Source organism: Paenibacillus sp. N119s, from assembly GCF_059447605.1.
Map to the genome: position 1 here is coordinate 1 of NZ_JCAJRU010000077.1, position 19,632 is coordinate 19,632.

Below are 19,632 nucleotides of genomic sequence, written 5' to 3' on the forward strand. Positions count from 1 at the left end.
TGGGCGGCAGGTTGCTGACCCGTGAGATCGAACAGCCCATCCATCACTTGTTGGAAAAAATGAATGAAGTGAAAGAAGGCCGTTTGAACAGTAACGCCAGTGACTTGTATTCGGACGAGTTTGCGGAGCTGGTCGAAGGGTTTAACATGATGATCGAGGGCCTGAAGGAACGAGAGGAAAAGAACGGTCAGCTATTGGACAGTTACTTTGCCACTTTGGCTGCAGCGCTGGATGCACGGGATGCCTATACCGCAGGACATTCGTTGCGCGTGGCTGAATATTCTGTACTCATTGGACGAAAGGGCGGTTTGAGCGAGACGGAGCTCGACTTGTTGCGTAAAACAGCCTTGCTGCATGATATCGGTAAAATCGGTGTGGCTGACGCTGTGCTGTTTAAGGATGGCAAGCTGACGGACGAGGAGTTTGACCAGATTAAAATGCACCCAGTTATGGGGGAGAGTATTCTTCGGCAAGTGGAGCCAGCTTATGCTATGGCCCCTTATCTGCCGGGTGTGCGCTCGCACCATGAGCGTTACGATGGCAAGGGATACCCTGACCAGCTCTCCGGGGAAGATATTCCGCTATTTGGGCGCATCATAGCCGTAGCAGATGCCTATGATGCGATGACGTCGGATCGTCCCTATCGGAAAGGGATGAAGGAAGAGAAGGCGGTTATGATATTGGAAGAGGGTAAAGGAACCCAGTGGGATCCTTACTTTGCCGAATTATTTGTCAAGGAGTGGCGCCGAAACAAAGGCATTTTAAGCTGACTCTATAGATTCTCCCACTAGGGCGAGCCGTTGCGGCTCGCTTTTTTTATATACACACCCAAGCCTCTTTGGAGATGTCGAAAGATGGAGCTTCATGTTATGATGTACGAGAAAGGCAAAATCGGCTAGCATAGGCCTGGCATCCAATTTCTCGCGCAATGGGAGTGTGAATCCATGCAATTTTCAATGATGTTTATAATGAATTTGGGGATGCTGATTGCTGTTGCCTATGTGGCGAACGTGATTTATAAATATGGCTTGAGTCGTACCTCTTCGCGGTTCAAATATGTTAGCTCGGTGCTGCTGGTGGTATTTGGCGGATGGGTTAGCTCTTGCTTTGGTTTTAATTTTAATGAAACGGTTATTTTTGATCTGCGTTTCGTACCGCTAATTATCGCAGCGCTGGTATACCCCCGTTCGTATACGCTTATTATTATTGGGGTTGCGATCGGTCTTACGAGATTTACCTTCGGACTGAATATGGCGGCGTGGGTCGGCTTTCTCAATATGAGCATTTTGGGCGTATTATGCGCCGGATTGAACTACTGGATGCGTCGCTCTACCTGGCGCCTGATTATTAAGGCATCCGTAACCATTTTAGTAGTTAATATTGTAAATACGTTAAATATTGCCTTCCTGGGCGTCATACCCTTGCGCTATTATGTAGCGGAAGTCGTTCCTCTTACACTGCCTATCGGTGTTATCCTCAGCTTTTTATTTGCCCTGATATTACGTGATTTTCAGTTAGAACAGCAGCGAAACTTTCAGATCCAGCAGGCGAATGAGTTATTGTCAGAGCAGCGTGATCAGCTGCAGAAAGCAAAAGTTATTTTAGAGGAACGTGCCAAGCAGCTCATGATGGCCTCCCAGTATAAATCCGATTTTATGGCAACGATGTCGCATGAATTGCGTACACCTCTTAACAGCATTATTAACCTGGCCCAGATTATCAACGAGCAGGGAAAAGAGCTGGATGAGGACGAGCTAGAACAGTACAGTGATCTAATCTATGCCTCGGGGCATGATTTGCTCCAGTTGATCAATGATATTCTGGATTTATCCAAGGTCGAGGCTGGACATATGGAAATCGTAAGTGAGCCAGTCAGTGTGCGTGAGATTGCACAGGTGATGATGATGCATTTTGAAGTCACAGCGAAGGATAAAAACCTGGAATTCAGCTTGAATGTGCCTGAACATATTCCGGATGAAATCCGATCCGATTCCAAACGAGTACAGCAAATTTTGCGCAATCTGTTGTCCAATGCCTTTAAGTTTACTCATGAAGGACGTGTACTGCTGGAAATCAGCACACAGCATCTGGATCAAAAGGGTCAGGAGGGAGATTGGGTTGTTTTTGCTGTAAAAGATACAGGCATCGGCATATCCAAGCTTCAACAGCATGTTATTTTTGAGGCATTCCAGCAGGCGAACGGTTCGATTAATCGTAAATATGGTGGGACTGGGCTGGGGTTGTCCATCAGCCGTGATTTTTCCCGCTTGTTGGGCGGGTTTATCCGTTTGGAGAGTGAGGAGGGCAAGGGGAGTACTTTTTCCCTGTATCTGCCTATGTGTCCGTCCAAAAGCAAGAAGGTGGACGAACAGCCGTTTAAATTAACCTGATCGCAATCATGGGAACAAGGAGCATTAGGAGGTATATCATGGAACGTAAAGCGGTCGTTGTGGGTGGCACAGGGCTTGTCGGAGGGTACGTGGTACGGGAGCTGCTGGTGCAAAAAGAATACACCCGCGTTATGGTTGTGGGCAGGCGTCCACTGGACATCAAGCATCCCAAGCTGGAACAGGCGCTAATCGACTGGGAACAACCACAGAATTCGACCTTCGCCTTCGAAGGGGTGGATGATGTGTTTTGCTGCCTTGGGACAACGATGAAAAAGGCCGGCTCCAAGGAGCAGTTTCGACAGGTGGATTTGGGCTACCCGGTTCTGACAGCCCGGCTGGCCAAAGAGGCGGGAGCAGTACAAATGCTTGCAATCTCCGCAATGGGCGCTGATCCGGATTCACGCGTGTTTTATAACCGTACCAAGGGTGAGGCTGAAGAGGCGCTTGCTGCGATTGAATTGCCTGCACTGCACTTGTTCCGTCCATCGCTCATTTTGGGTGCGAGGCCTGAACGACGTTTTGGCGAAGCTGCAGCCACAGTTGTCATGAAAGCGCTAGACGGCCTGATGACGGGCAGGCTCGCTTCCTACCGTGCTATTCCTGCTTCGTTCATCGCACGAGCTATGGTACGAATTGCTCTCGCGCAGGCGAGCGGCGTACATATTTATCCGAATGACATCATTCGAGTCATTGGCGCGGAACTAACCTCCGATGATGAGGAACCTGGTACAGGAACGCCCCCTGATGAGAATGTATAGAACCACGGTTAGGCTTAGAAAATGACAATAACGCCGCTGTTGCCCAATGATTTGGGCAGCAGCGGCGTTATTCGTGTTTTATGGCTGGTTTGTATTTTGTGGTACATCGATTGTAATCTCAAACTCAGGAAGGTATTGTCGGACCCATTCGCCTTTAGCGTCTAGAATAGCTCTTCCATCCGGAGTCAAAAGAAGAGTATATGGCTTGAAGGTGATTTTTTTTGGCGGGTCAGCAAAAGGAGTAAACAACATGACCATTTGCGCTGGTTGATTTTTGGAAATAGACCGGCCTGATCCTCCAAGTATTTCAAGTTCACGTCCCTGCTCGTCAATTACCGCATAATCAAGATGTTTGACTTCTTTTTTGGTGTAGTTTTTGTGCGGTCCCTCTGTGGAAATATACTTGCGTTCTATTGCATAGTCGTCGGGCATATCCTTAAGGCCCACAAGCATGGTGAAGGCGGTGAGGATTCTGGTCGTAACCGGCGTCATTTCCACCCGATCAACAGTAAATTTAAGATATTGATTCGCCTTGCTGATCTGTGGCTGGAGCACCTTGCGCCCCAGCTTCGTTTTATAGACAGTCGTTTGCAATGCAAATGGCTCCGCTACTCCTTTTAGCTTGGCGTACACTTTCAGATCAAATTGCTCTGGTAAGTCAGGCAGCCCGCTGGCAGGGTCGCGCATATAGGAAATAATCATAGAGTTGCTGTCTTTGCCCGGACCGCCATCCAATAAGCTAAATGCACCATTTTGATTAAGCGCGGATTTTCCGTTAATAAATAAGTCAAATTTTTCGATACTGTCTTCGGGTATATTTCCGTCGGGAGTTATTCTCGTAAACAAGGGCAGCACTTTTTGTTCACCATCCTGTTTTTCAAGTGCTACGACCAGCCGGGTTCCGTCAAAAATAATTTGGGATACTTTCAACGTAATGCCGTCATGGGTAACGCTGAGATTCGTGGAGGTTGCCAGCCCTTTCCGATCAGCGGTTTGCAGGCCGAAATCTCCAGCGAGCTTGAATACGCTGTCGACAAGGGGGACCTGTTTCAATGACTTCGCCATTGTAGGCGAAACAAAGGCGCTGCCGATGATTACAAAGCCAATGACAGCTGCAGAAGCAGCGGTAATTGCAGTTCCTCGTAGAAACCTTTTAACAGATCGAGGGGAGGATGGATGGTTGGGCAGGCCCGCTTCCGATTCTACTTGTGCATAAAAGGCGTCTAGGCGTTGTCTCACCAAATCAGGGATGACTACCATTTCTGCTTCCAAGTGTTCCTTTTCCGATTGTAATTTTTCATCCAACTCTTGTGCCTGTTTTTCAAACTCTGAGGGGTTCATTGAAAGGTCACCTTCCTTTCTCCACGATTTTGTAGCAGGTCCATTAATGTTCTGCGAGCACGGTGCAATCGTGTTTTGACGGCACCCTCTGATAGCTCCAGTACCTCTGATATTTCTCTAATCGGCATATCGCGTAAATAGTACAGGGAAATTACGGTTCGCATGGATTCCTCCAGGTGGTCAATGGCTTCGCGCAGTTCGATTTTTTCATATCCGCCCGAGGTAGAGGGTTCCTTTATAAATTCCGCGACGGGTACAACCCGTTTTTGCTTGCGGATCATGAGATGGCATTCATTAATGAGGATACGAAGAAGCCATGTTTTAAAATAGCGAGGTTCACGCAGTTCACTAAGAGACTTGTATGCTTTGAGCATCGCTTCTTGCATTGCGTCCGCGCAATCCTCATTGCTGCGAAGAATCGAACGCGCCATGCCATACATATCGGATTCCATATGTTTCATCAAGGCGACGAACGCTTTGCGGTCCCCGTTCCTGGCTTGGTGTAAAATTGTTTCGAGATTCAAAGGATGGTGCTCCTTTCCCGTCCATACTAGCTATGATTATTGTACTTGTACCTGTATGTGAATTGTAGAATCTATGGTGTGGTAGACTACAGGAATTAGAAGGTTACAGGAATTAGATGATATATAGGCACTAAAGGTTACAGCGGAAATAAAAAAATGTAGCACCATCGCAACAGGTTGTCTTCAAAGAAACCCGAGATGTCAAACTGTCGCATGGAATAGTGGCTTTGGATTTCACATGCTATAATACGGTAAACCAGTATCAGGAAGGAGAATCTAACCCCTATGAAAAAAACAATTGCTACTGAAAAAGCACCCGGTGCGATCGGACCCTATAGCCAAGCGGTAGAGGCAGGCGGGTTTATTTACACCTCAGGACAGCTAGGGCTGAATCCGGCAACAGGTGAGTTCGGCAAGGATGTACAGGAGCAGGCTCGCCTATCCTTGAGTAATGTACAAGCCATTCTGGAAGCGGCAGGCAGCAGCATGAACCAGGTTGTAAAAGCGACTGTATTCCTGAAGGACATGAACGACTTTGTCAGCGTCAATGAGGTGTACAGTTCTTTCTTTGAGCAGCCGTATCCAGCGCGCAGTGCGGTGGAAGTAGCTCGATTGCCTAAGGATGCACTGGTAGAGATTGAAGTCATTGCATTGAAGGGCGAATAGTCTGCAGGGTATGTTCATAAAATAATAAGTTTGCATGACAACCGGATGTCACTGCAAGAGAGGCATCCGGTTGCTCCAAGTTTTAGCGTGTGTTATTCTACTGAATACAAAGCGGAGGTGGAGATGATTAATAAAAAAATAATGTTTACGGGTGGAGGCTCATCAGGACATGTAGCAGTAAACCTAGCTTTGATTCCTCACTTACTGGAACAGCATTGGAGTATCCAATACATAGGCTCTGAACAAGGGATTGAAAGAAAACTAATATCTGAACTAGAAGACGTGTGTTATTTTAGTATCGCAACCGGGAAATTACGCAGGTATTTTGACTGGAATAATGTTAAGGACCCTTTTAAAGTACTAAAGGGGATTTCTCAAGCATACCGAATTATAAAAAAAGAAAAACCGAATATTATTTTCTCAAAAGGTGGGTTTGTTTCCGTTCCTGTGGTATTGGCTGGGTGGTTGAGTAAAGTCCCTGTCATCATTCATGAATCTGATCTTACCCCTGGATTGGCGAATAAGATTTCCAGCACATTTGCTACAGAAATTTGTACTACTTTTCCTGAAACAACTGAATATTTTCGCTCAAAGAATACCCGGTATATTGGTGCCGTTGTGAGAGATGAGCTAAAAGAGGGGGAGGCAGCCAAAGGTTTAGCCTACTGTGGTTTTACTCGAAATAAGCCCATCCTGCTAATCATGGGTGGGAGTTTAGGTTCCAAGAAGATCAATGAACTGGTTTGGCTGAATTTAGAGGCTCTGCTCGCTCATTTTCAAATCATGCATATTTGTGGTAAGAACCAAGTGAATGATTCTATTCGTATCTATGGTTATAAGCAATTTGAATACATAAACGATGAATTGGCGGATGTAATGGCGATGGCAGATATGGTTGTTTCCAGGGCAGGCTCAAACTCCATTTTTGAATTCTTGACGCTGCGCAAGCCAATGCTGTTGATTCCTCTTTCTAAGGCAGTCAGCAGAGGAGATCAAATTCTAAATGCAAAATCGTTTAAAGCACAAGGTTTTTGTGAGTTTTTAGAAGAAGAAGAGCTGGAGTCTGAACGATTTGTCGATATGATTCTGCGTTTGTATGAAAAAAGGTCGGATTACATTCGCAATATGGAAAAAATAAATACGGACCAATCGACCAGCAAGCTTTTAGATTTGATTAAAGTTTATACCTGAATATATATGATAAAAAGCGAAGCAAGCGAGCTTGGGGTATAGGTTTTAGACCTAAGCTCGCTTGTTCTTGCTAGGAGTTTAGTATTCGTTTGCTTTAATCCCGGTCTCGATTACGGGCGAAAAATAGCCATAGCGCGTATACCAGGATGATTGCCGACAAGATCCAAGCAGCCAGTCGTACCTTTTCATGGTTTGGATGCTCGATGGCGATGGCGACATAGGCCCATACAAATACAAGAGGATAGATGCTGTCACGGTAAGGAAAGCTGACCAAGATGGCCAAAGCGGTACCAATGAGCAGGATGATGATCGCCCATACCGTCTCGCTGAGACCCCAGCCACTCCATTCATTCTTTTTCAGTGCTACTGCGATGTTGATGAGAGTAGCAACGGATACCCAGCCGAGGTTCAGGCTGAACGGCAGCTTGACGAACCACATTTCTCCGCGAGTTGGCTGCGGCGTACGGGTACGCATATATACGATGATCAGCGAGAGCAAATATAGAATGATGACGATCACACACAGCTCTACGTATACATACTGCCATAGGAAAATCCAGATGATATTGAAGAGGCAGCTCAAAATAAAGAAAATACCAATAGACTGAACGCTTGCCTTGGCTTGCCCTGTAGATGTCGCTTGGTACACGGCAAAACAGGCGAGCAGTACGTAGATCACCGACCAGATGGAAAAAGCGTAACCTGCTGGTGTAATTAAGGTAGGGTACATGTTGGATATAGCAGCAGTGCTTCTTCCGCCGATAGGAAGTGTAGAAGCCAAAATATTAACGAGAACAACAGCGATAAATGCAATAATATTCCACCATTTATACGGATGGCTTCGTGGCATAGGAATAACTCCTCCTCAACGAATGATGTCCAAAAATGACCGACTGGTCACTATCTTCTACTATGAATATACCCACTTTGTTTTCAAATATGTCGGCACCGGAAAAAGTTTCTTGAACCCCATATAATCATAAAAAGTTGTATGTATATGCATTCATATGTAGTACAATGATAAAAATTTTAAGTACTATATAAGCTGATGAAAAATTCACATAAGGTGTCAATTGGCAGACGAAAGATGCTACTCATATGAATTTTCTCGAATTTGGCTTATATAGAAGTAAGGAGATAGATAAATGAATGGTTTGGAGAGAGTAGGGAAATTTGTAGGTGGTACCTTTTCCATCTGGGTACTTTTGTTTGCATGTTTGGGATTTTTCTTTCCTACGGCGTTTACAGGGTTGAAAGGATACATACAGCTATTCCTGGGCATTGTCATGTTCGGAATGGGACTAACTTTATCTGCGGATGATTTTCGTGAAGTATTCCGGCGTCCAGTGGATGTGGCTATAGGTGTGGTCGGGCATTATCTGATCATGCCGTTTCTCGCTTTTGTATTGGCATTAGTATTGCAGCTTCCGCCGGATATTGCAGTGGGTGTCATTTTGGTTGGCTGCTGCCCAAGTGGAACTGCATCCAACGTAATGACGCTCTTATCCAAAGGCGATGTGGCGCTTGGGGTATCGATTGCCTCCGTGTCGACGCTGATTGCTCCACTGGCGACCCCGGCGATGATTAGTCTGCTTGCTGGGCGCTGGATGAATATTGACGCAAAGTCGCTGATCATGGATATTCTCATCGTGGTTATAGTCCCTATTGTGCTGGGTGTAATCGCCAAATCGCTATTTCGCAAACAGGCAGAAGCGAGTGTCAAGGCGCTGCCGCTCATTTCGACCATGGCGATTGTACTCATCGTGGCTATCGTGGTTGCAGGCAGCAGAGGCAAGATTTTGGAGACAGGTCCGATTATTTTTGCTGTCGTTATTTTGCATAACGGTATCGGCTTTCTGCTCGGATATTGGTTTGCCAAGCTGTTTGGCATGAATCTTTCCAAACGTAAAGCCGTTACGCTAGAAACAGGAATGCAGAATTCCGGGCTGGGCGCTGCGTTGGCAGCCGCTCATTTTAATCCGATTGCTGCTGTACCAAGTGCGATTTTTAGCGTGTGGCATAATATTTCCGGCTCGTTGCTGGCGACCTGGTTTTCCCGCCGGGAGGAGAAAGATAGCATGGCCGGAAGCAAATAAACGAGGGTCAATGACTTGTGAAAAGGGTTAAAGTTCAGGCTTTTCGGAAAGTTTAAGGGAGATCAGAAAGGATAGATTTGACTTTATAGGGGCGGATCTTTATACTGTGGTTATTACAACCACTGTATTTAAGTAAGCAACGGTAGATAGGCTTTGTCATGGAAGGAAAATGACGTCAAATTCGTATTTGCTTCATGCTCAATAGCCTTTTATAAACTGATCTGACTTAAACTGAAGGAGAGAGACCGAATGAACCCGAAATATAATCCTTTATTTGAAGCATTTACTCTGCCATCCGGTGTTACATTGAAGAACCGTATTACGATGGCCCCTATGACTAACTTTGCCTCCCACGAAAATGGCGAAGTCAGTGACGAGGAACTGGCATACTACCGTGAACGCTCTGGGGGTGTAGGCGCGGTTATTACCGCTTGTGTGTATGTAACTCCAGATGGCAAAGGATTTGTTAACGAGTTTGGTGCGGACAAGGATGAAATGATTCCTAGCCTGCGTCGTCTGGCCGATACGATTCATCAGGAGGGCGCGAAAGCGATCCTGCAAATATATCATGGTGGACGTCTGTGTCCACCGGATCAGATTCCAGACGGACAACCGATTAGTGCAAGCTCAGTGGCTGAGGAAAAAGAAGGCGCACCTGTGCCGCGTGAAATGACATCTGACGATATCCACCGCGTCATCCGCGCCTATGGCGAAGCAACTCGCCGCGCGATTGAAGCAGGCTATGATGGTGTGGAACTTCACGGAGCGAACGGCTACCTGGTGCAGCAGTTCTTCTCCCCGCACTCCAACATTCGTACTGATGAATGGGGAGGAAGCCTTGAGAAACGCTTGACCTTTCCGCTGGCGATTGTTCACGAAGTGAAGAAAGTGATCGCGGAGCATGCGAAGCGTCCATTCATTTTCGGTTACCGTTTGTCCCCTGAGGAAGGACACACGCCAGGCATCACGCTGGATGATACGATGGTGCTTGTTGACCGTCTGGCCGATGAAGGGCTGGATTACCTGCACATTTCCGTAAATCATTTCTTTGGCGGTTCGTTCCGTGACCGCAGTGACGAACGGTCACGTACGGTTCTCATCCATGAGAAGGTAGGGAACCGTGTGCCAGTCATGGGGGTTGGTTCGCTGAATACTCCGGATGAGGCGCTCGCAGCATTGGAGACAGGTGTACCGCTTGTTTCACTGGGACGTCCGCTGTTGATGGAGCCGCAATGGGTTCAGAAGGTGCAAAACGGCACTGAAGATACTATTCGCACGACATTGTCCAAGCAAGCTCAACAGGAGCTGGTCATTCCTGACTATTTGTGGGGTGCACTGACGACCATCCCTGGCTGGATGCCGGTTACGGACTAAATTTTGAATAATAATACCCTAGGCTGCGTTCATGCGCCTAGGGTATTTTCTTGTCTCATGACCGTGATTTACAATTATATAGGAATAACATAGAAAGAAGGTAATAATAATGTTCCATGAGACGAATGGTGTGATTTCGATGAGGTCCACCCATCCGGAGTTACAGATTCGATTGTTACAAGTAAGTGATGCTGAACGTTTATTGGAGATCAGACGTGAAAATTTTGATTTCTTCAAGCCGTACGAGCCAGAACGACCTGAAATTTACTTTACGCTGGAAGAACAGGCGCGCCTGATTTCCAACGGCTTAGAAGCGGCACAAGCCGGACAGGGATATATGTTTGGACTCTTTTTAACGGAAAATAATAAACTGATTGGCAGAATGGAGCTGTCAGGTGTTGCCAGAGGTCCTTTCCAAAATGCCAATCTGGGCTACCTCGTAGATCCTGCATATCATGGACAAGGCTATGCTACCTCCGCAGTGAAGGATATTGTACACTATGCCTTGAATGAGTTGGAATTACACCGTATTCAAGCTGGAGTCATGCCAAGAAATAAGCCCTCCCATCGCGTGATGGACAAGGCGGGATTTCGCCGCGAAGGGCTGGCTCTCAACTATTTAAAGATTAATGGTGTGTGGGAAGATCATGTGTTATATGCGATGACGGCTGAGGATTTGCAGAATGGCGCCTTCTGAATTCGCCAGGCGTGACTCCCTCAAGCTTTTTGAACACCTTGCCAAAGTATTTCTCGTCCTGATAACCTACCATACCAGCAATATGATGAAGCCGCAGCTTATCATTCAGCAGTAACAGCTTTGCTTTGCCCATCCGGATCTGACACAAATAATCGGATAGATTAACCCCGTACTCCTGCTTGAATTTACGAGAAATATATTCTCGGCTAAGATAAAAGCGGCTTGCTATATCCTGTAGAGAAATGTCCTCGTCATAGTGAGCATCCAGATAGCGAGCAATATCACGGATCGTCGGATTGTTTGGGTTATGGCTTGGTGTAAGTGCCTGACCGGCTGCCAGCAATCGATTTTCGATCTGTTTTTTCCATAAAGGTGGGGAAAGCAAACCGCGGCTATCGACCGGCAAGGCAGGAATGGTGCTCGACTCATCTGTTAGTTCCTCGCCTTCGGTATCTCCAGGTCTGTCATTCAGCCAGCGAGCCAGCATCCAATCCAGCTCTTGATTCCAGCCAGCTAGCTGCTCTGCTGTAACCGAAGGCAGTACGGCTACAGCTTGCATCCAGCTCCCTACCGCCATAGATACGCGACTGGCATTACAGCTGAGTGCGCTAAGCCGGAGTTCCTCTTCTATTTCAGACAACTGGGGGAGACGAACGATCTGCCGGGCCGGAGAACTTTCGTGCATCCAGTCAGTGTTCTGCAACATATCCCGTTTCCAGAGCGCTTGCCGTGCTTCTTGGTAGGCTGTGGCTGCCCCTGCGGGAAAGGTTTCGAAAGTACCAACTCCAATGTGCATGTAGCACCGTAGCGCCGTTCTGATCCCTGCGTGAATGTCCTGCAAGAGCGCTGGCCAACGAGCCGGCTCGCCCCAATACAGCAGGATAATTTCATCCGTACGCTCCAGATGACGGAATGCAACTCCGGTCTGAGAGGTGCCCAGAAATTCGTTGCAGATGTTAATGAGGGAAAAGCCTAAGAGCGCGCGGCGCGTTTTGTATTTATCCAGGATATAGGCGTCCAGCTGAGTGGTGCTCATCACTGCCGCATTGCAGACTTGGATAGCTGGCGGGAGACGCAGCTCCTCACGTAAAGGCGTGATGGAGAGCGATGTACCGGAAATGAGCTCGGTCAGGAGTTTATCAGCATAGTGCGGTCTCATTCGATTGACCTCTATAGCCTGCATGGCCTGCCTGTTCCGGTCCTGCTCCGCTGTTCTCCAAGCTTGAGTAGCTTTACTAACTGCCTCATTAATCTCTACCGGATCTACGGGCTTAAGAATATAGTCCATGCCTCCTCGGCGAATGGCCTGTCGAACCAACTCAAAATCATCATATCCACTGACCACCACGACTCTGGTGGAAGGGGAATTCGCTTGAATCCACTCCATCAAGGCTACTCCATCCTTCCCGGGCATTCGCATATCAGTGAGTACCACGGGTGGGGAAAGTGCGGTAATGACCTCAATCGCCTGATCGCCCGATTCAGCCTCAACCACCTCGGTCACTCCGTAAGCTTCCCAATGTACAAGCATCCGAATGGCGTGACGTACATGCTTTTCATCATCCACAATCAGGACTTTCATTGACAGATCACTCTCCCTTAATATGAATTTCTGTAAGCGGTTCGGTGCAAATTTCAAGTGTAAAACGAACGCCATGAGGTACAATATTGTCTACACACAAGGTATTAGAACCATCTTCCGAGTGAAGCTGGATACGTAATAGAACATTACGAAGGCCGATGGAGTTCTGTTCGCTGGTGTCTGATTCTTCATGGGCTTTCAGCGGACGTTTCAGCATTTGCTGAAGCTGCTCCAACTCAGTTGGTGGAATCGATGCGCCGTTATTTTCCACTTCTATTTTTACAATACCTTCCCGGATTCGGCTACCTGTAATGCGAATCTGACCGGGCCCCAGCCGGGGATCGGCACCGTGCTTAAAGTAGTTTTCCACCAACGGCTGGAGGATCATCTTAGGCACCCGCTCATTCAGTACTTCATCATCCCACTGATAGGTTACTTCTAATTGCTCACCGAAGCGTTCCTTTTGCAAATCAAGATACTGTTTTACATGCTCAGCTTCTTCCTTGAGTGTAACAACCGTATGGTCTCGCATGTTATAGCGCAGCATTTTGGCAAGGGAGGAGAGCAGAGAATAAATGCGCGGCACCTCATGCTGTAGAGCCAGTGTTCCAATAGACTGTAGCGTATTATATAAAAAATGAGGATTAATCTGTGCCTGAAGCGCTTTCAACTGGTTCGTCTTGTTAGCCAGTTCGAGCTTGTATTCCTGCAAAATGAGGTTATTGATGGTATCCATCATCTGTCTGAAGCGACGCGACAGCACTCCAATCTCATCGTTGCCCATGGCTCGGATGTCTACATCTAACTGACCGGACTGAATCTGGGTAATGTAGCGAGTCAGCCGCTTAATAGGTTCCGTAATTTTTATCGAAATCCATAGCGTGGCGACAATAACGAGCAGCAACGCTGCGCCCGTAATGACCGCATTGATCTGGGTCAGTTGGGTAGCCCGCAAATAAAGCGTCCGATGAGGGATTTTCTTGACGAGCGTCCAGCCTGACAGGTTGGCATCCAGTTTGCCATATACGTGCAGGGCTGTGTCATCCTCAATTACACCGTGCTCGCCTTCTTTAGAAATTCGATTGAGCAGGTCAGATTCCTCCCAGTGTGTTCCGATGGTGGATTCTTTTCCGCTATATATGATCGTCCCGTTCCGATCGATTAAAAATAACTCCTCTGTATCCGCATCATACAATTGACGGCAAATACTGCGCAGCGGCTCCAGATCCACATCTATAGCCAGTACCCCAAGTGTCTCTGAAGAAGGAATGTTCCGAATCGCCCGGTGGAGTGTAAATACCCGCCGCTTAGTATCGTGCTCCGCATAGGAAACCGCTGAAAAGCCGTACAAATGCTTTATGTGCGAGGGTTGAATGAACAGCCCGGAAGGACCGTAATGAATAGAGCCAGTGAAGGGAGCCAGCCTGAATTCCCGCAGAGGGACCGTGCTGGTAATCAGCGTAGATTGCCCGGCCTCGAACGAATGCAAATACACTTGGTCAATGCCTGAGGAAGCATTCATCATGGTTTGCAGCGTGGTATAAATCTCGGCGACGGCCCGGTAATCATCCGGAATTTTAGCCAGGTTGCGCAGAAAATGCGGGTCATTATAGACTCCGATCGAGGCGCGATTTAACCCCTGTAAATAGTTATCCAGATTCGTAATTCCCTGAAAAATAAGCCGTTCATTTTCCTGGGTGGCCTGCTCCCGCAAGGATTGCTTGGTGAGAATGAAGGTCATGGTCATTGAAAGCAGCAGTGGAAGGGTGACTGCAATGAGTAGAAACCAGATTAGGCGAGAACGAATGCTATGAAATTTCATGAAGGTAGCTCCTTTCATAATTCAAGGCAAAGCAGAGGTCAATATTTTCCCCCTTAATGGTTCACGATCTTGCGTGTTCTCCAGAGCGCTAATTCGACATAATGAACATGTGAATTGCATATCCATACGGGTTCAGCGTCCACACTGCTTGCAAGGATGCCGTAGGGGAGCGTTCCAGACACCAAAGACTACAAAGGGGGGGATCGGTTTGAATCGTGCCAAGTCGTCGCAATGGCTCCAACAATGGATTTTTGTAGGGCCGTCGACGTTATTTTTCGTTATCATTATTGTAATCCCTTTCATGCTAGGAATGTACTATTCTTTTACGGAGTGGAACGGGGTAGCCAATCAGGCCAAGTGGGTTGGGCTGGATAATTTCAGTCACATCTTATTTAACGACGACAAATTCGGGACATCGTTCTGGTTTACCGTCCGTTTTACGGTGATTGGAGTGGTAGCTGCCAATATTTTTGGTTTTCTGCTAGCGTATTTTCTAACCAAGCCGCTAAAAACAAAAAATGTACTTCGAACTATTTTTTTCATGCCTAATGTGATCGGAGGTCTGTTGCTCGGGTTTATCTGGCAGTTTATTTTCGTCAAGGGATTTGCTGCGATTGGAGAGAGTACAGGGTTGTCTTTCTTCAATCTGTCCTGGCTGGGAGATGAGATTACGGCCTTCTGGGGCATTGTGATCGTGTTTATCTGGCAAACAGCAGGATATTTAATGGTGATTTATATCTCTTCCCTAACCAATGTGCCCCGGGATATGCTGGAGGCAGCCGAGATTGACGGAGCGAGCCGAATGCAAATCTTGCGGTCGATTATATTGCCTTTGATCATGCCCGCCATTACGGTGTGTCTCTTCCTGGCGATATCGTGGTCGTTTAAAATGTTCGATCTCAATCTGTCATTGACCAAGGGCGGTCCCTTTGGTTCTACAGAGTCAGTGGCACTCAATATATACAATGAAGCGTTTATCAATAATCGTTATGGGCTGGGGACGGCTAAAGCACTTATTTTCTTTATCATTGTTGCTCTTGTTACGAGCCTTCAGGTACGCTTAACGAAAAGCCGGGAGGTGGAATCGTAAATGGAAACAAGCAATCGCTACCGTATTGGAACTTGGGCGACCGAATTGGTGATGATTCTCGTAGCATTGTTATTCCTCGTCCCGTTTTACTTTTTGTTCGTGAATTCGGTCAAAAGCTTTGGTGATCTGCTGACCGATTCTGCAGCCTGGCCACAAACTTTTGTATGGAGCAACTATGCTAGAGCCTGGAGCATCACACGTTTTCCTGAAGCGTTGTGGAACTCACTCGTAGTTACGGTGGTCAGCAATCTGCTGCTGGTACTGATTAGCTCAATGGCTGCCTACCGAATGGTTCGGCGTCCAACACGCTACAATCGGGTGCTGTTCAGCCTGTTCGTGGCTGCGATGGTCATTCCTTTCCAATCGGTGATGATTCCTTTGGTTAAGGTTGTAAGTACGCTGGATTTAATGAACAGTATTAGTGGTCTGGTGATCTGTTATCTCGGATTCGGGGCTCCTATGTCCATCTTTCTCTTTCACGGATTCGTCAAGGGTGTGCCAGTTGAGGTGGAAGAAGCAGCTACAGTGGATGGCTGCACGCCTTACGGGGTGTTTTTCCGGATTGTCTATCCGTTGATGCTGCCTATGATGGTAACGGTTATTATTTTGAATACACTCTGGATCTGGAATGATTATCTACTGCCTTCTCTGGTACTGCAAAAGGCTGAATTGCGCACCATTCCGATTGCAACCTATGCCTTTTTCGGACAATATACGAAGCAGTGGGATCTGGCTTTACCTGCTCTGGTACTCGGCATCCTGCCAGTGATCGCATTCTTTCTGGCCATGCAAAAATATATTATACAAGGGATTATGGCAGGTTCGGTTAAAGGTTGAGTGTTGAGTATGATGCTATGAAACCTAGAATAGAAAGGAACATCAAAATGAAAACGCATACTTTTAAAAAGAAAGCCCAAGCACTAATTATGCTTTTTGCAGCCTTTGCTCTGGTTTTGGCGGGGTGTAACAGCAGTGGTGGACAAAAAACAAGCAATGAGGAAGTAAAGGAAAAAACCATTCACATTTTTCAGTTCAAGGTAGAGATTGCAGAAGCGCTAAATCGCATGAAAGGAGAATATGAAGCGACTCACCCTGGAATTAAGCTCGACATTCAGACTGTAGGCGGAGGCAGTGACTATGGTGCGGCGTTGAAGGCCAAGTTTGCCTCTGGCGAACAGCCGGATATTTTTAACGTCGGCGGTTATCGTGAGCTGGATACGTGGCTGGAATATTTGGAAGACCTGTCTGATCAGCCTTGGGTCGGTGATGTGGTTGATGTCGCTAAAGAACCGATGACCAAAGATGGCAAGCTGTACGGTCAGCCGATGAACCTGGAGGGTTACGGCTTTATTTATAACAAGGACTTGTTCAAAAAGGCTGGAATCACCGAGCCTCCTAAAACGCTGTCCCAGCTACAGGCTGCTGCGCAAAAGCTGCAAGCCGCAGGCATCACACCTTTTTCCAATGGGTACCAGGAGTTTTGGGTGCTGGGCATTCATTTGCTGAACGTGGCATTTGCTAATCAGCCAGACCCATCGGGCTTCGTCAAGGGAATGAATGATGGAACAGCCAAAATTCCGGGCAATGCTGTATTCGCCGAGTGGATTAAGCTGTTTGATCTGACGCTCAAGTATGGCAATGCGAAGCCGCTCACGACCGATTACAATACGCAGGTAACGAACTTTGCCACTGGCAAGGCTGCTATGATGCAGCAAGGGAACTGGACTCAGGTCCAAATTGACGGAATTAATCCGAAGCTGAACCTGGGTATTCTGCCTATGCCGATTGGTGAAGACCCAGCGGCGGGAGATAAGCTGTTTGTAGGTGTCGCTAATAACTGGGTGGTTAATAAAAATTCGTCTGTCAAAGCCGAAGCGAAAGAGTTCTTAAACTGGATGGTGACCTCTGAGCAGGGGAAAAAGTACATCACCAAAGAATTTAAGTTCATTCCAGCGTTCAAGAACATCAAAGGCGAAGAGGCTGATATGGGTCAATTGGGTGCCGAAGTCGTGAAATACAGTCAGGAAAATAAAGTGCTAGGCTGGTTCTTCAACCGCTTTCCTGAAGGAGCACAACAGGAATTCGGAAGTGAGATGCAGGCCTATGTGGCAGGTAAATCGGATGCCGGGAAGCTGTTCGAGGACTTCCAGAGAACATGGGATAATTTAAAGACCAAATAATGAAATGAAATACACAGAAGAGCCTTCGCATGTCAGGGAGATACATGGTCCTGAGCATACGAAGGCTTTTCTACCTATCGTGCCACAGCGCAGACGGAGGGTACTTCCTATCGCCACCGCTACGCTTGTACAGCACCATTCCGCCTACCTGTTTTTATGTTCATTTTTTCGTGTGGCCTATACATTATAATGAAGTAGAACAATATCCCCGCGGCGTTCTATTTCGTGAAGTTCAAATGTGCTAGGCGGCGTTCCTTCTGGAAATAAGGGGATTCCTTGTCCAAGCACTTTGGGAATAATCGCAATGATCGCCTTCTCCAGCAGTCCAGCCTGCATGAAAGCTTGAACTAACTGGCCTCCACCTACTAACCATACCAAACCTTCGGATTGTTTTTGTAGACGTGGAACCAGTTCAGTCAGAGTCTCGTCGGTAAAAGTGACATGTGGTGCCTTTGGTTGCTCCATCAATGACCGGGTGAGTACATAACACGGCTTTCCGGCATAAAGGAAATCATCCGAAAGCTTTAATACTTCCTCAAACGTCAGCCTACCCATCAGCACCGTACCTACAGTATCGTAAAAGTCAGCATATCCGTTATCTCCTCCATCTCCTTTGACATCAAACAGCCAGTCCACCGACCCGTCAGGCATTGCGATATACCCGTCAAGACTCATGGCGATATACAGCACCACTTCATTTGATTTCATATCCTTCATTGTTCATCACTCCTTTCTAGCTCTATGTTACAATCTATTTATGACATACTTTGTCGTAGTTAAATAATTGTTTAAACTTCATTTTTATTAGAGGAGCATCCTATGAACGAACGCAGAATTGCTCTTATGAGGATACTGGATTCCCGAAAAAAATATACGGCGCGTGAGTTGGCCGAACGCTTTGGCGTTTCCATCAGAACGATACAAAGAGATCTCGATTATCTGCAGCAAACCGGGTTGCCTCTGTACACCGAGACGGGTCCTCATGGCGGATACCGGGCACTTCCCAATCGGCTCCTTCCTCCCCTTCATCTTGCGCGCGACGAAGCTCTGGGTCTTTTTCTCATGCTGCAACTGCTGGAAAATATCCCGGATATCCCTTTTGGATCGGTTCGTAGACACTTGTCCGAACATTATTATGCCGAGCTTCCTCAGGATGTACAGGGCAACATTAACCAGCTAAAGGATTACATTTCTTTTCGCATGATGCCCACTCACGCAGACGCACCCCACACTTCGCCCATTTTGGAGGCTGCGCTGAATAAGCGCAGGGTGAACATGCACTACCGCTCTGCTTCCGGGGCAAAGTGGACCCAGGTATATCCGATTGGGCTTTACTTTGATCACGGCTATTGGTATATGCCAGCGCATAGCAGAGACCGCATTATTCTGTACCGTTCAGATCGGGTGATTAACATAACCATGCTAGATGAAACTCTGGATAGCCTTCCTACCCTTCAAGAGTGGTTGGCTTCAGAAGATTCCCGTGTTGGGATCGCGTCGAAAATAAGATTTACCGCCTTGGGTGCCAGGCTGGCCGAATCAGACGCCCTCTTCCACAATGTCTCCCATCAGGAAGAGCTAGGTCAAGAATGGCAGGGACATATCCCTGTTGAAGAGTTTAGGTATGTATCCAGACTTTTGCTAAAATACGGGCCTGAGGCCGAGGTCGTATATCCGAAAGAACTGCGTACACTGGTCAGGAAATTGCTGCAAGACAGTCTGAATCCTTATTTGGAGGATGACGAAGAATAGGAGGGAGTGTCCATCGCATTTCCATATATTTCGGTTCCTCTATTTATAGTTAATCACATGAATATTTAAGGTTATTAACATATGACTTTCCAATTATTTTTGTGATAAAGTTTTGAAAAGAGCCCGTTTTCGTATATGATGAAGAGTAATAATTCAAAAGGCTGGACGG

Annotated in this window: 18 protein-coding genes; 12 read left to right on the plus strand and 6 right to left on the minus strand. The window is 47.0% G+C overall.

Features of this window, described 5'->3' with window-relative positions:
* The 3 genes from AC5V8P_RS11200 to AC5V8P_RS11210 form a co-directional block, all read left to right on the plus strand.
* Positions 1 to 770: HD-GYP domain-containing protein (locus AC5V8P_RS11200; protein ID WP_495473636.1), on the plus strand; the 770-nt coding region annotated here is incomplete at its 5' end.
* 174 nt (positions 771 to 944) lie between these two features.
* Entirely contained in the window at positions 945 to 2,390 is a 1,446-nt protein-coding gene (locus tag AC5V8P_RS11205) for an ATP-binding protein (RefSeq protein ID WP_064796694.1), read from the plus strand.
* A 38-nt stretch (positions 2,391 to 2,428) separates the two neighbouring features.
* Positions 2,429 to 3,148, plus strand: coding sequence for an NAD(P)H-binding protein (locus tag AC5V8P_RS11210; RefSeq protein ID WP_064796693.1), 720 nt, complete (start codon positions 2,429 to 2,431; stop codon positions 3,146 to 3,148).
* Between the two features lie 78 nt (positions 3,149 to 3,226).
* On the opposite strand, the gene AC5V8P_RS11215 is transcribed toward AC5V8P_RS11210, so the two are convergent.
* Together AC5V8P_RS11215 and AC5V8P_RS11220 are read right to left on the minus strand one after the other, a co-directional pair.
* Positions 3,227 to 4,489 carry a DUF4179 domain-containing protein gene (locus AC5V8P_RS11215; RefSeq protein ID WP_064796692.1) on the minus strand — a complete coding sequence of 421 codons (1,263 nt, stop codon included), beginning with the start codon at positions 4,487 to 4,489 and terminating at the stop codon, positions 3,227 to 3,229.
* A complete protein-coding gene (locus AC5V8P_RS11220) occupies positions 4,486 to 5,013 on the minus strand; it encodes an RNA polymerase sigma factor (protein ID WP_064796691.1) in 528 nt (175 codons plus the stop codon). Before AC5V8P_RS11220 ends, AC5V8P_RS11215 begins: the two co-directional genes overlap by 4 nt.
* Before the next feature lie 285 nt (positions 5,014 to 5,298).
* Between AC5V8P_RS11220 and AC5V8P_RS11225 the strand changes: the two genes are divergently transcribed.
* Positions 5,299 to 5,679: a RidA family protein gene (locus AC5V8P_RS11225; RefSeq protein ID WP_063211908.1), complete on the plus strand. Its 381-nt coding sequence runs from the start codon at positions 5,299 to 5,301 to the stop codon at positions 5,677 to 5,679.
* Between the two features lie 123 nt (positions 5,680 to 5,802).
* Positions 5,803 to 6,870, plus strand: a complete 1,068-nt coding sequence (murG, locus tag AC5V8P_RS11230; protein ID WP_064796690.1) for an undecaprenyldiphospho-muramoylpentapeptide beta-N-acetylglucosaminyltransferase — start codon at positions 5,803 to 5,805, stop codon at positions 6,868 to 6,870.
* A gap of 94 nt (positions 6,871 to 6,964) precedes the next feature.
* Here murG and AC5V8P_RS11235 read toward each other — a convergent pair whose 3' ends face one another.
* Positions 6,965 to 7,720 carry a TspO-related membrane protein gene (locus AC5V8P_RS11235; RefSeq protein ID WP_063211904.1) on the minus strand — a complete coding sequence of 252 codons (756 nt, stop codon included), beginning with the start codon at positions 7,718 to 7,720 and terminating at the stop codon, positions 6,965 to 6,967.
* Positions 7,721 to 8,015: 295 nt separating this feature from the next.
* Here AC5V8P_RS11235 and AC5V8P_RS11240 point away from each other — a divergent pair, with 295 nt between their 5' ends.
* From AC5V8P_RS11240 to AC5V8P_RS11250, 3 genes are all read left to right on the plus strand, one after another.
* Entirely contained in the window at positions 8,016 to 8,966 is a 951-nt protein-coding gene (locus AC5V8P_RS11240; RefSeq protein ID WP_064796689.1) for a bile acid:sodium symporter family protein, read from the plus strand.
* 249 nt (positions 8,967 to 9,215) lie between these two features.
* Positions 9,216 to 10,340, plus strand: a complete 1,125-nt coding sequence (locus AC5V8P_RS11245) for an NADH-dependent flavin oxidoreductase (RefSeq protein ID WP_064796688.1) — start codon at positions 9,216 to 9,218, stop codon at positions 10,338 to 10,340.
* Between the two features lie 109 nt (positions 10,341 to 10,449).
* A complete protein-coding gene (locus AC5V8P_RS11250; protein WP_064796687.1) occupies positions 10,450 to 11,037 on the plus strand; it encodes a GNAT family N-acetyltransferase in 588 nt (195 codons plus the stop codon).
* Here AC5V8P_RS11250 and AC5V8P_RS11255 read toward each other — a convergent pair.
* Positions 10,967 to 12,619 carry a response regulator gene (locus AC5V8P_RS11255; protein ID WP_064796686.1) on the minus strand — a complete coding sequence of 551 codons (1,653 nt, stop codon included), beginning with the start codon at positions 12,617 to 12,619 and terminating at the stop codon, positions 10,967 to 10,969. The two genes, AC5V8P_RS11250 and AC5V8P_RS11255, sit on opposite strands and share 71 nt — an antisense overlap.
* A 7-nt stretch (positions 12,620 to 12,626) precedes the next feature.
* On the minus strand, positions 12,627 to 14,441 hold the full coding sequence (locus AC5V8P_RS11260) for a sensor histidine kinase (RefSeq protein WP_064796685.1): 1,815 nt from the start codon (positions 14,439 to 14,441) through the stop codon (positions 12,627 to 12,629).
* A 208-nt stretch (positions 14,442 to 14,649) separates the two neighbouring features.
* On the opposite strand from AC5V8P_RS11260, the gene AC5V8P_RS11265 reads away from it, so the two are divergent.
* From AC5V8P_RS11265 to AC5V8P_RS11275, 3 genes are read left to right on the plus strand one after another with little or no spacing between them, the layout of a single operon-like run.
* Positions 14,650 to 15,531 (plus strand): carbohydrate ABC transporter permease, encoded by an 882-nt coding sequence (locus tag AC5V8P_RS11265; RefSeq protein ID WP_063211893.1) that lies wholly within the window; start codon positions 14,650 to 14,652, stop codon positions 15,529 to 15,531.
* Positions 15,532 to 16,368, plus strand: coding sequence for a carbohydrate ABC transporter permease (locus AC5V8P_RS11270; protein WP_025676210.1), 837 nt, complete (start codon positions 15,532 to 15,534; stop codon positions 16,366 to 16,368).
* Positions 16,369 to 16,415: 47 nt separating this feature from the next.
* On the plus strand, positions 16,416 to 17,711 hold the full coding sequence (locus AC5V8P_RS11275; protein WP_064796684.1) for an ABC transporter substrate-binding protein: 1,296 nt from the start codon (positions 16,416 to 16,418) through the stop codon (positions 17,709 to 17,711).
* A gap of 177 nt (positions 17,712 to 17,888) precedes the next feature.
* Here AC5V8P_RS11275 and AC5V8P_RS11280 read toward each other — a convergent pair whose 3' ends face one another.
* The gene (locus AC5V8P_RS11280; RefSeq protein ID WP_064796683.1) at positions 17,889 to 18,428 is read right to left on the minus strand and encodes a dihydrofolate reductase family protein; all 540 of its coding nucleotides are present in this window, start codon (positions 18,426 to 18,428) and stop codon (positions 17,889 to 17,891) included.
* Between the two features lie 102 nt (positions 18,429 to 18,530).
* Between AC5V8P_RS11280 and AC5V8P_RS11285 the strand changes: the two genes are divergently transcribed.
* A complete protein-coding gene (locus tag AC5V8P_RS11285) occupies positions 18,531 to 19,463 on the plus strand; it encodes a helix-turn-helix transcriptional regulator (protein ID WP_064796682.1) in 933 nt (310 codons plus the stop codon).
* The last annotated feature ends 169 nt before the right edge of the window (positions 19,464 to 19,632 follow it).

What these genes read in the sequence shown, in the direction of transcription:
- AC5V8P_RS11205 (WP_064796694.1), top strand. Translation starts at nt 945, where the DNA reads ATGCAATTTTCAATGATGTTTATAATGAATTTGGGGATGCTGATTGCT.
- AC5V8P_RS11210 (WP_064796693.1), top strand. Translation starts at nt 2,429, where the DNA reads ATGGAACGTAAAGCGGTCGTTGTGGGTGGCACAGGGCTTGTCGGAGGG.
- AC5V8P_RS11215 (WP_064796692.1), bottom strand. Translation starts at nt 4,489, where the DNA reads ATGAACCCCTCAGAGTTTGAAAAACAGGCACAAGAGTTGGATGAAAAA.
- AC5V8P_RS11225 (WP_063211908.1), top strand. Translation starts at nt 5,299, where the DNA reads ATGAAAAAAACAATTGCTACTGAAAAAGCACCCGGTGCGATCGGACCC.
- murG (WP_064796690.1), top strand. Translation starts at nt 5,803, where the DNA reads ATGATTAATAAAAAAATAATGTTTACGGGTGGAGGCTCATCAGGACAT.
- AC5V8P_RS11235 (WP_063211904.1), bottom strand. Translation starts at nt 7,720, where the DNA reads ATGCCACGAAGCCATCCGTATAAATGGTGGAATATTATTGCATTTATC.
- AC5V8P_RS11240 (WP_064796689.1), top strand. Translation starts at nt 8,016, where the DNA reads ATGAATGGTTTGGAGAGAGTAGGGAAATTTGTAGGTGGTACCTTTTCC.
- AC5V8P_RS11245 (WP_064796688.1), top strand. Translation starts at nt 9,216, where the DNA reads ATGAACCCGAAATATAATCCTTTATTTGAAGCATTTACTCTGCCATCC.
- AC5V8P_RS11250 (WP_064796687.1), top strand. Translation starts at nt 10,450, where the DNA reads ATGTTCCATGAGACGAATGGTGTGATTTCGATGAGGTCCACCCATCCG.
- AC5V8P_RS11255 (WP_064796686.1), bottom strand. Translation starts at nt 12,619, where the DNA reads ATGAAAGTCCTGATTGTGGATGATGAAAAGCATGTACGTCACGCCATT.
- AC5V8P_RS11260 (WP_064796685.1), bottom strand. Translation starts at nt 14,441, where the DNA reads ATGAAATTTCATAGCATTCGTTCTCGCCTAATCTGGTTTCTACTCATT.
- AC5V8P_RS11270 (WP_025676210.1), top strand. Translation starts at nt 15,532, where the DNA reads ATGGAAACAAGCAATCGCTACCGTATTGGAACTTGGGCGACCGAATTG.
- AC5V8P_RS11275 (WP_064796684.1), top strand. Translation starts at nt 16,416, where the DNA reads ATGAAAACGCATACTTTTAAAAAGAAAGCCCAAGCACTAATTATGCTT.
- AC5V8P_RS11280 (WP_064796683.1), bottom strand. Translation starts at nt 18,428, where the DNA reads ATGAAGGATATGAAATCAAATGAAGTGGTGCTGTATATCGCCATGAGT.
- AC5V8P_RS11285 (WP_064796682.1), top strand. Translation starts at nt 18,531, where the DNA reads ATGAACGAACGCAGAATTGCTCTTATGAGGATACTGGATTCCCGAAAA.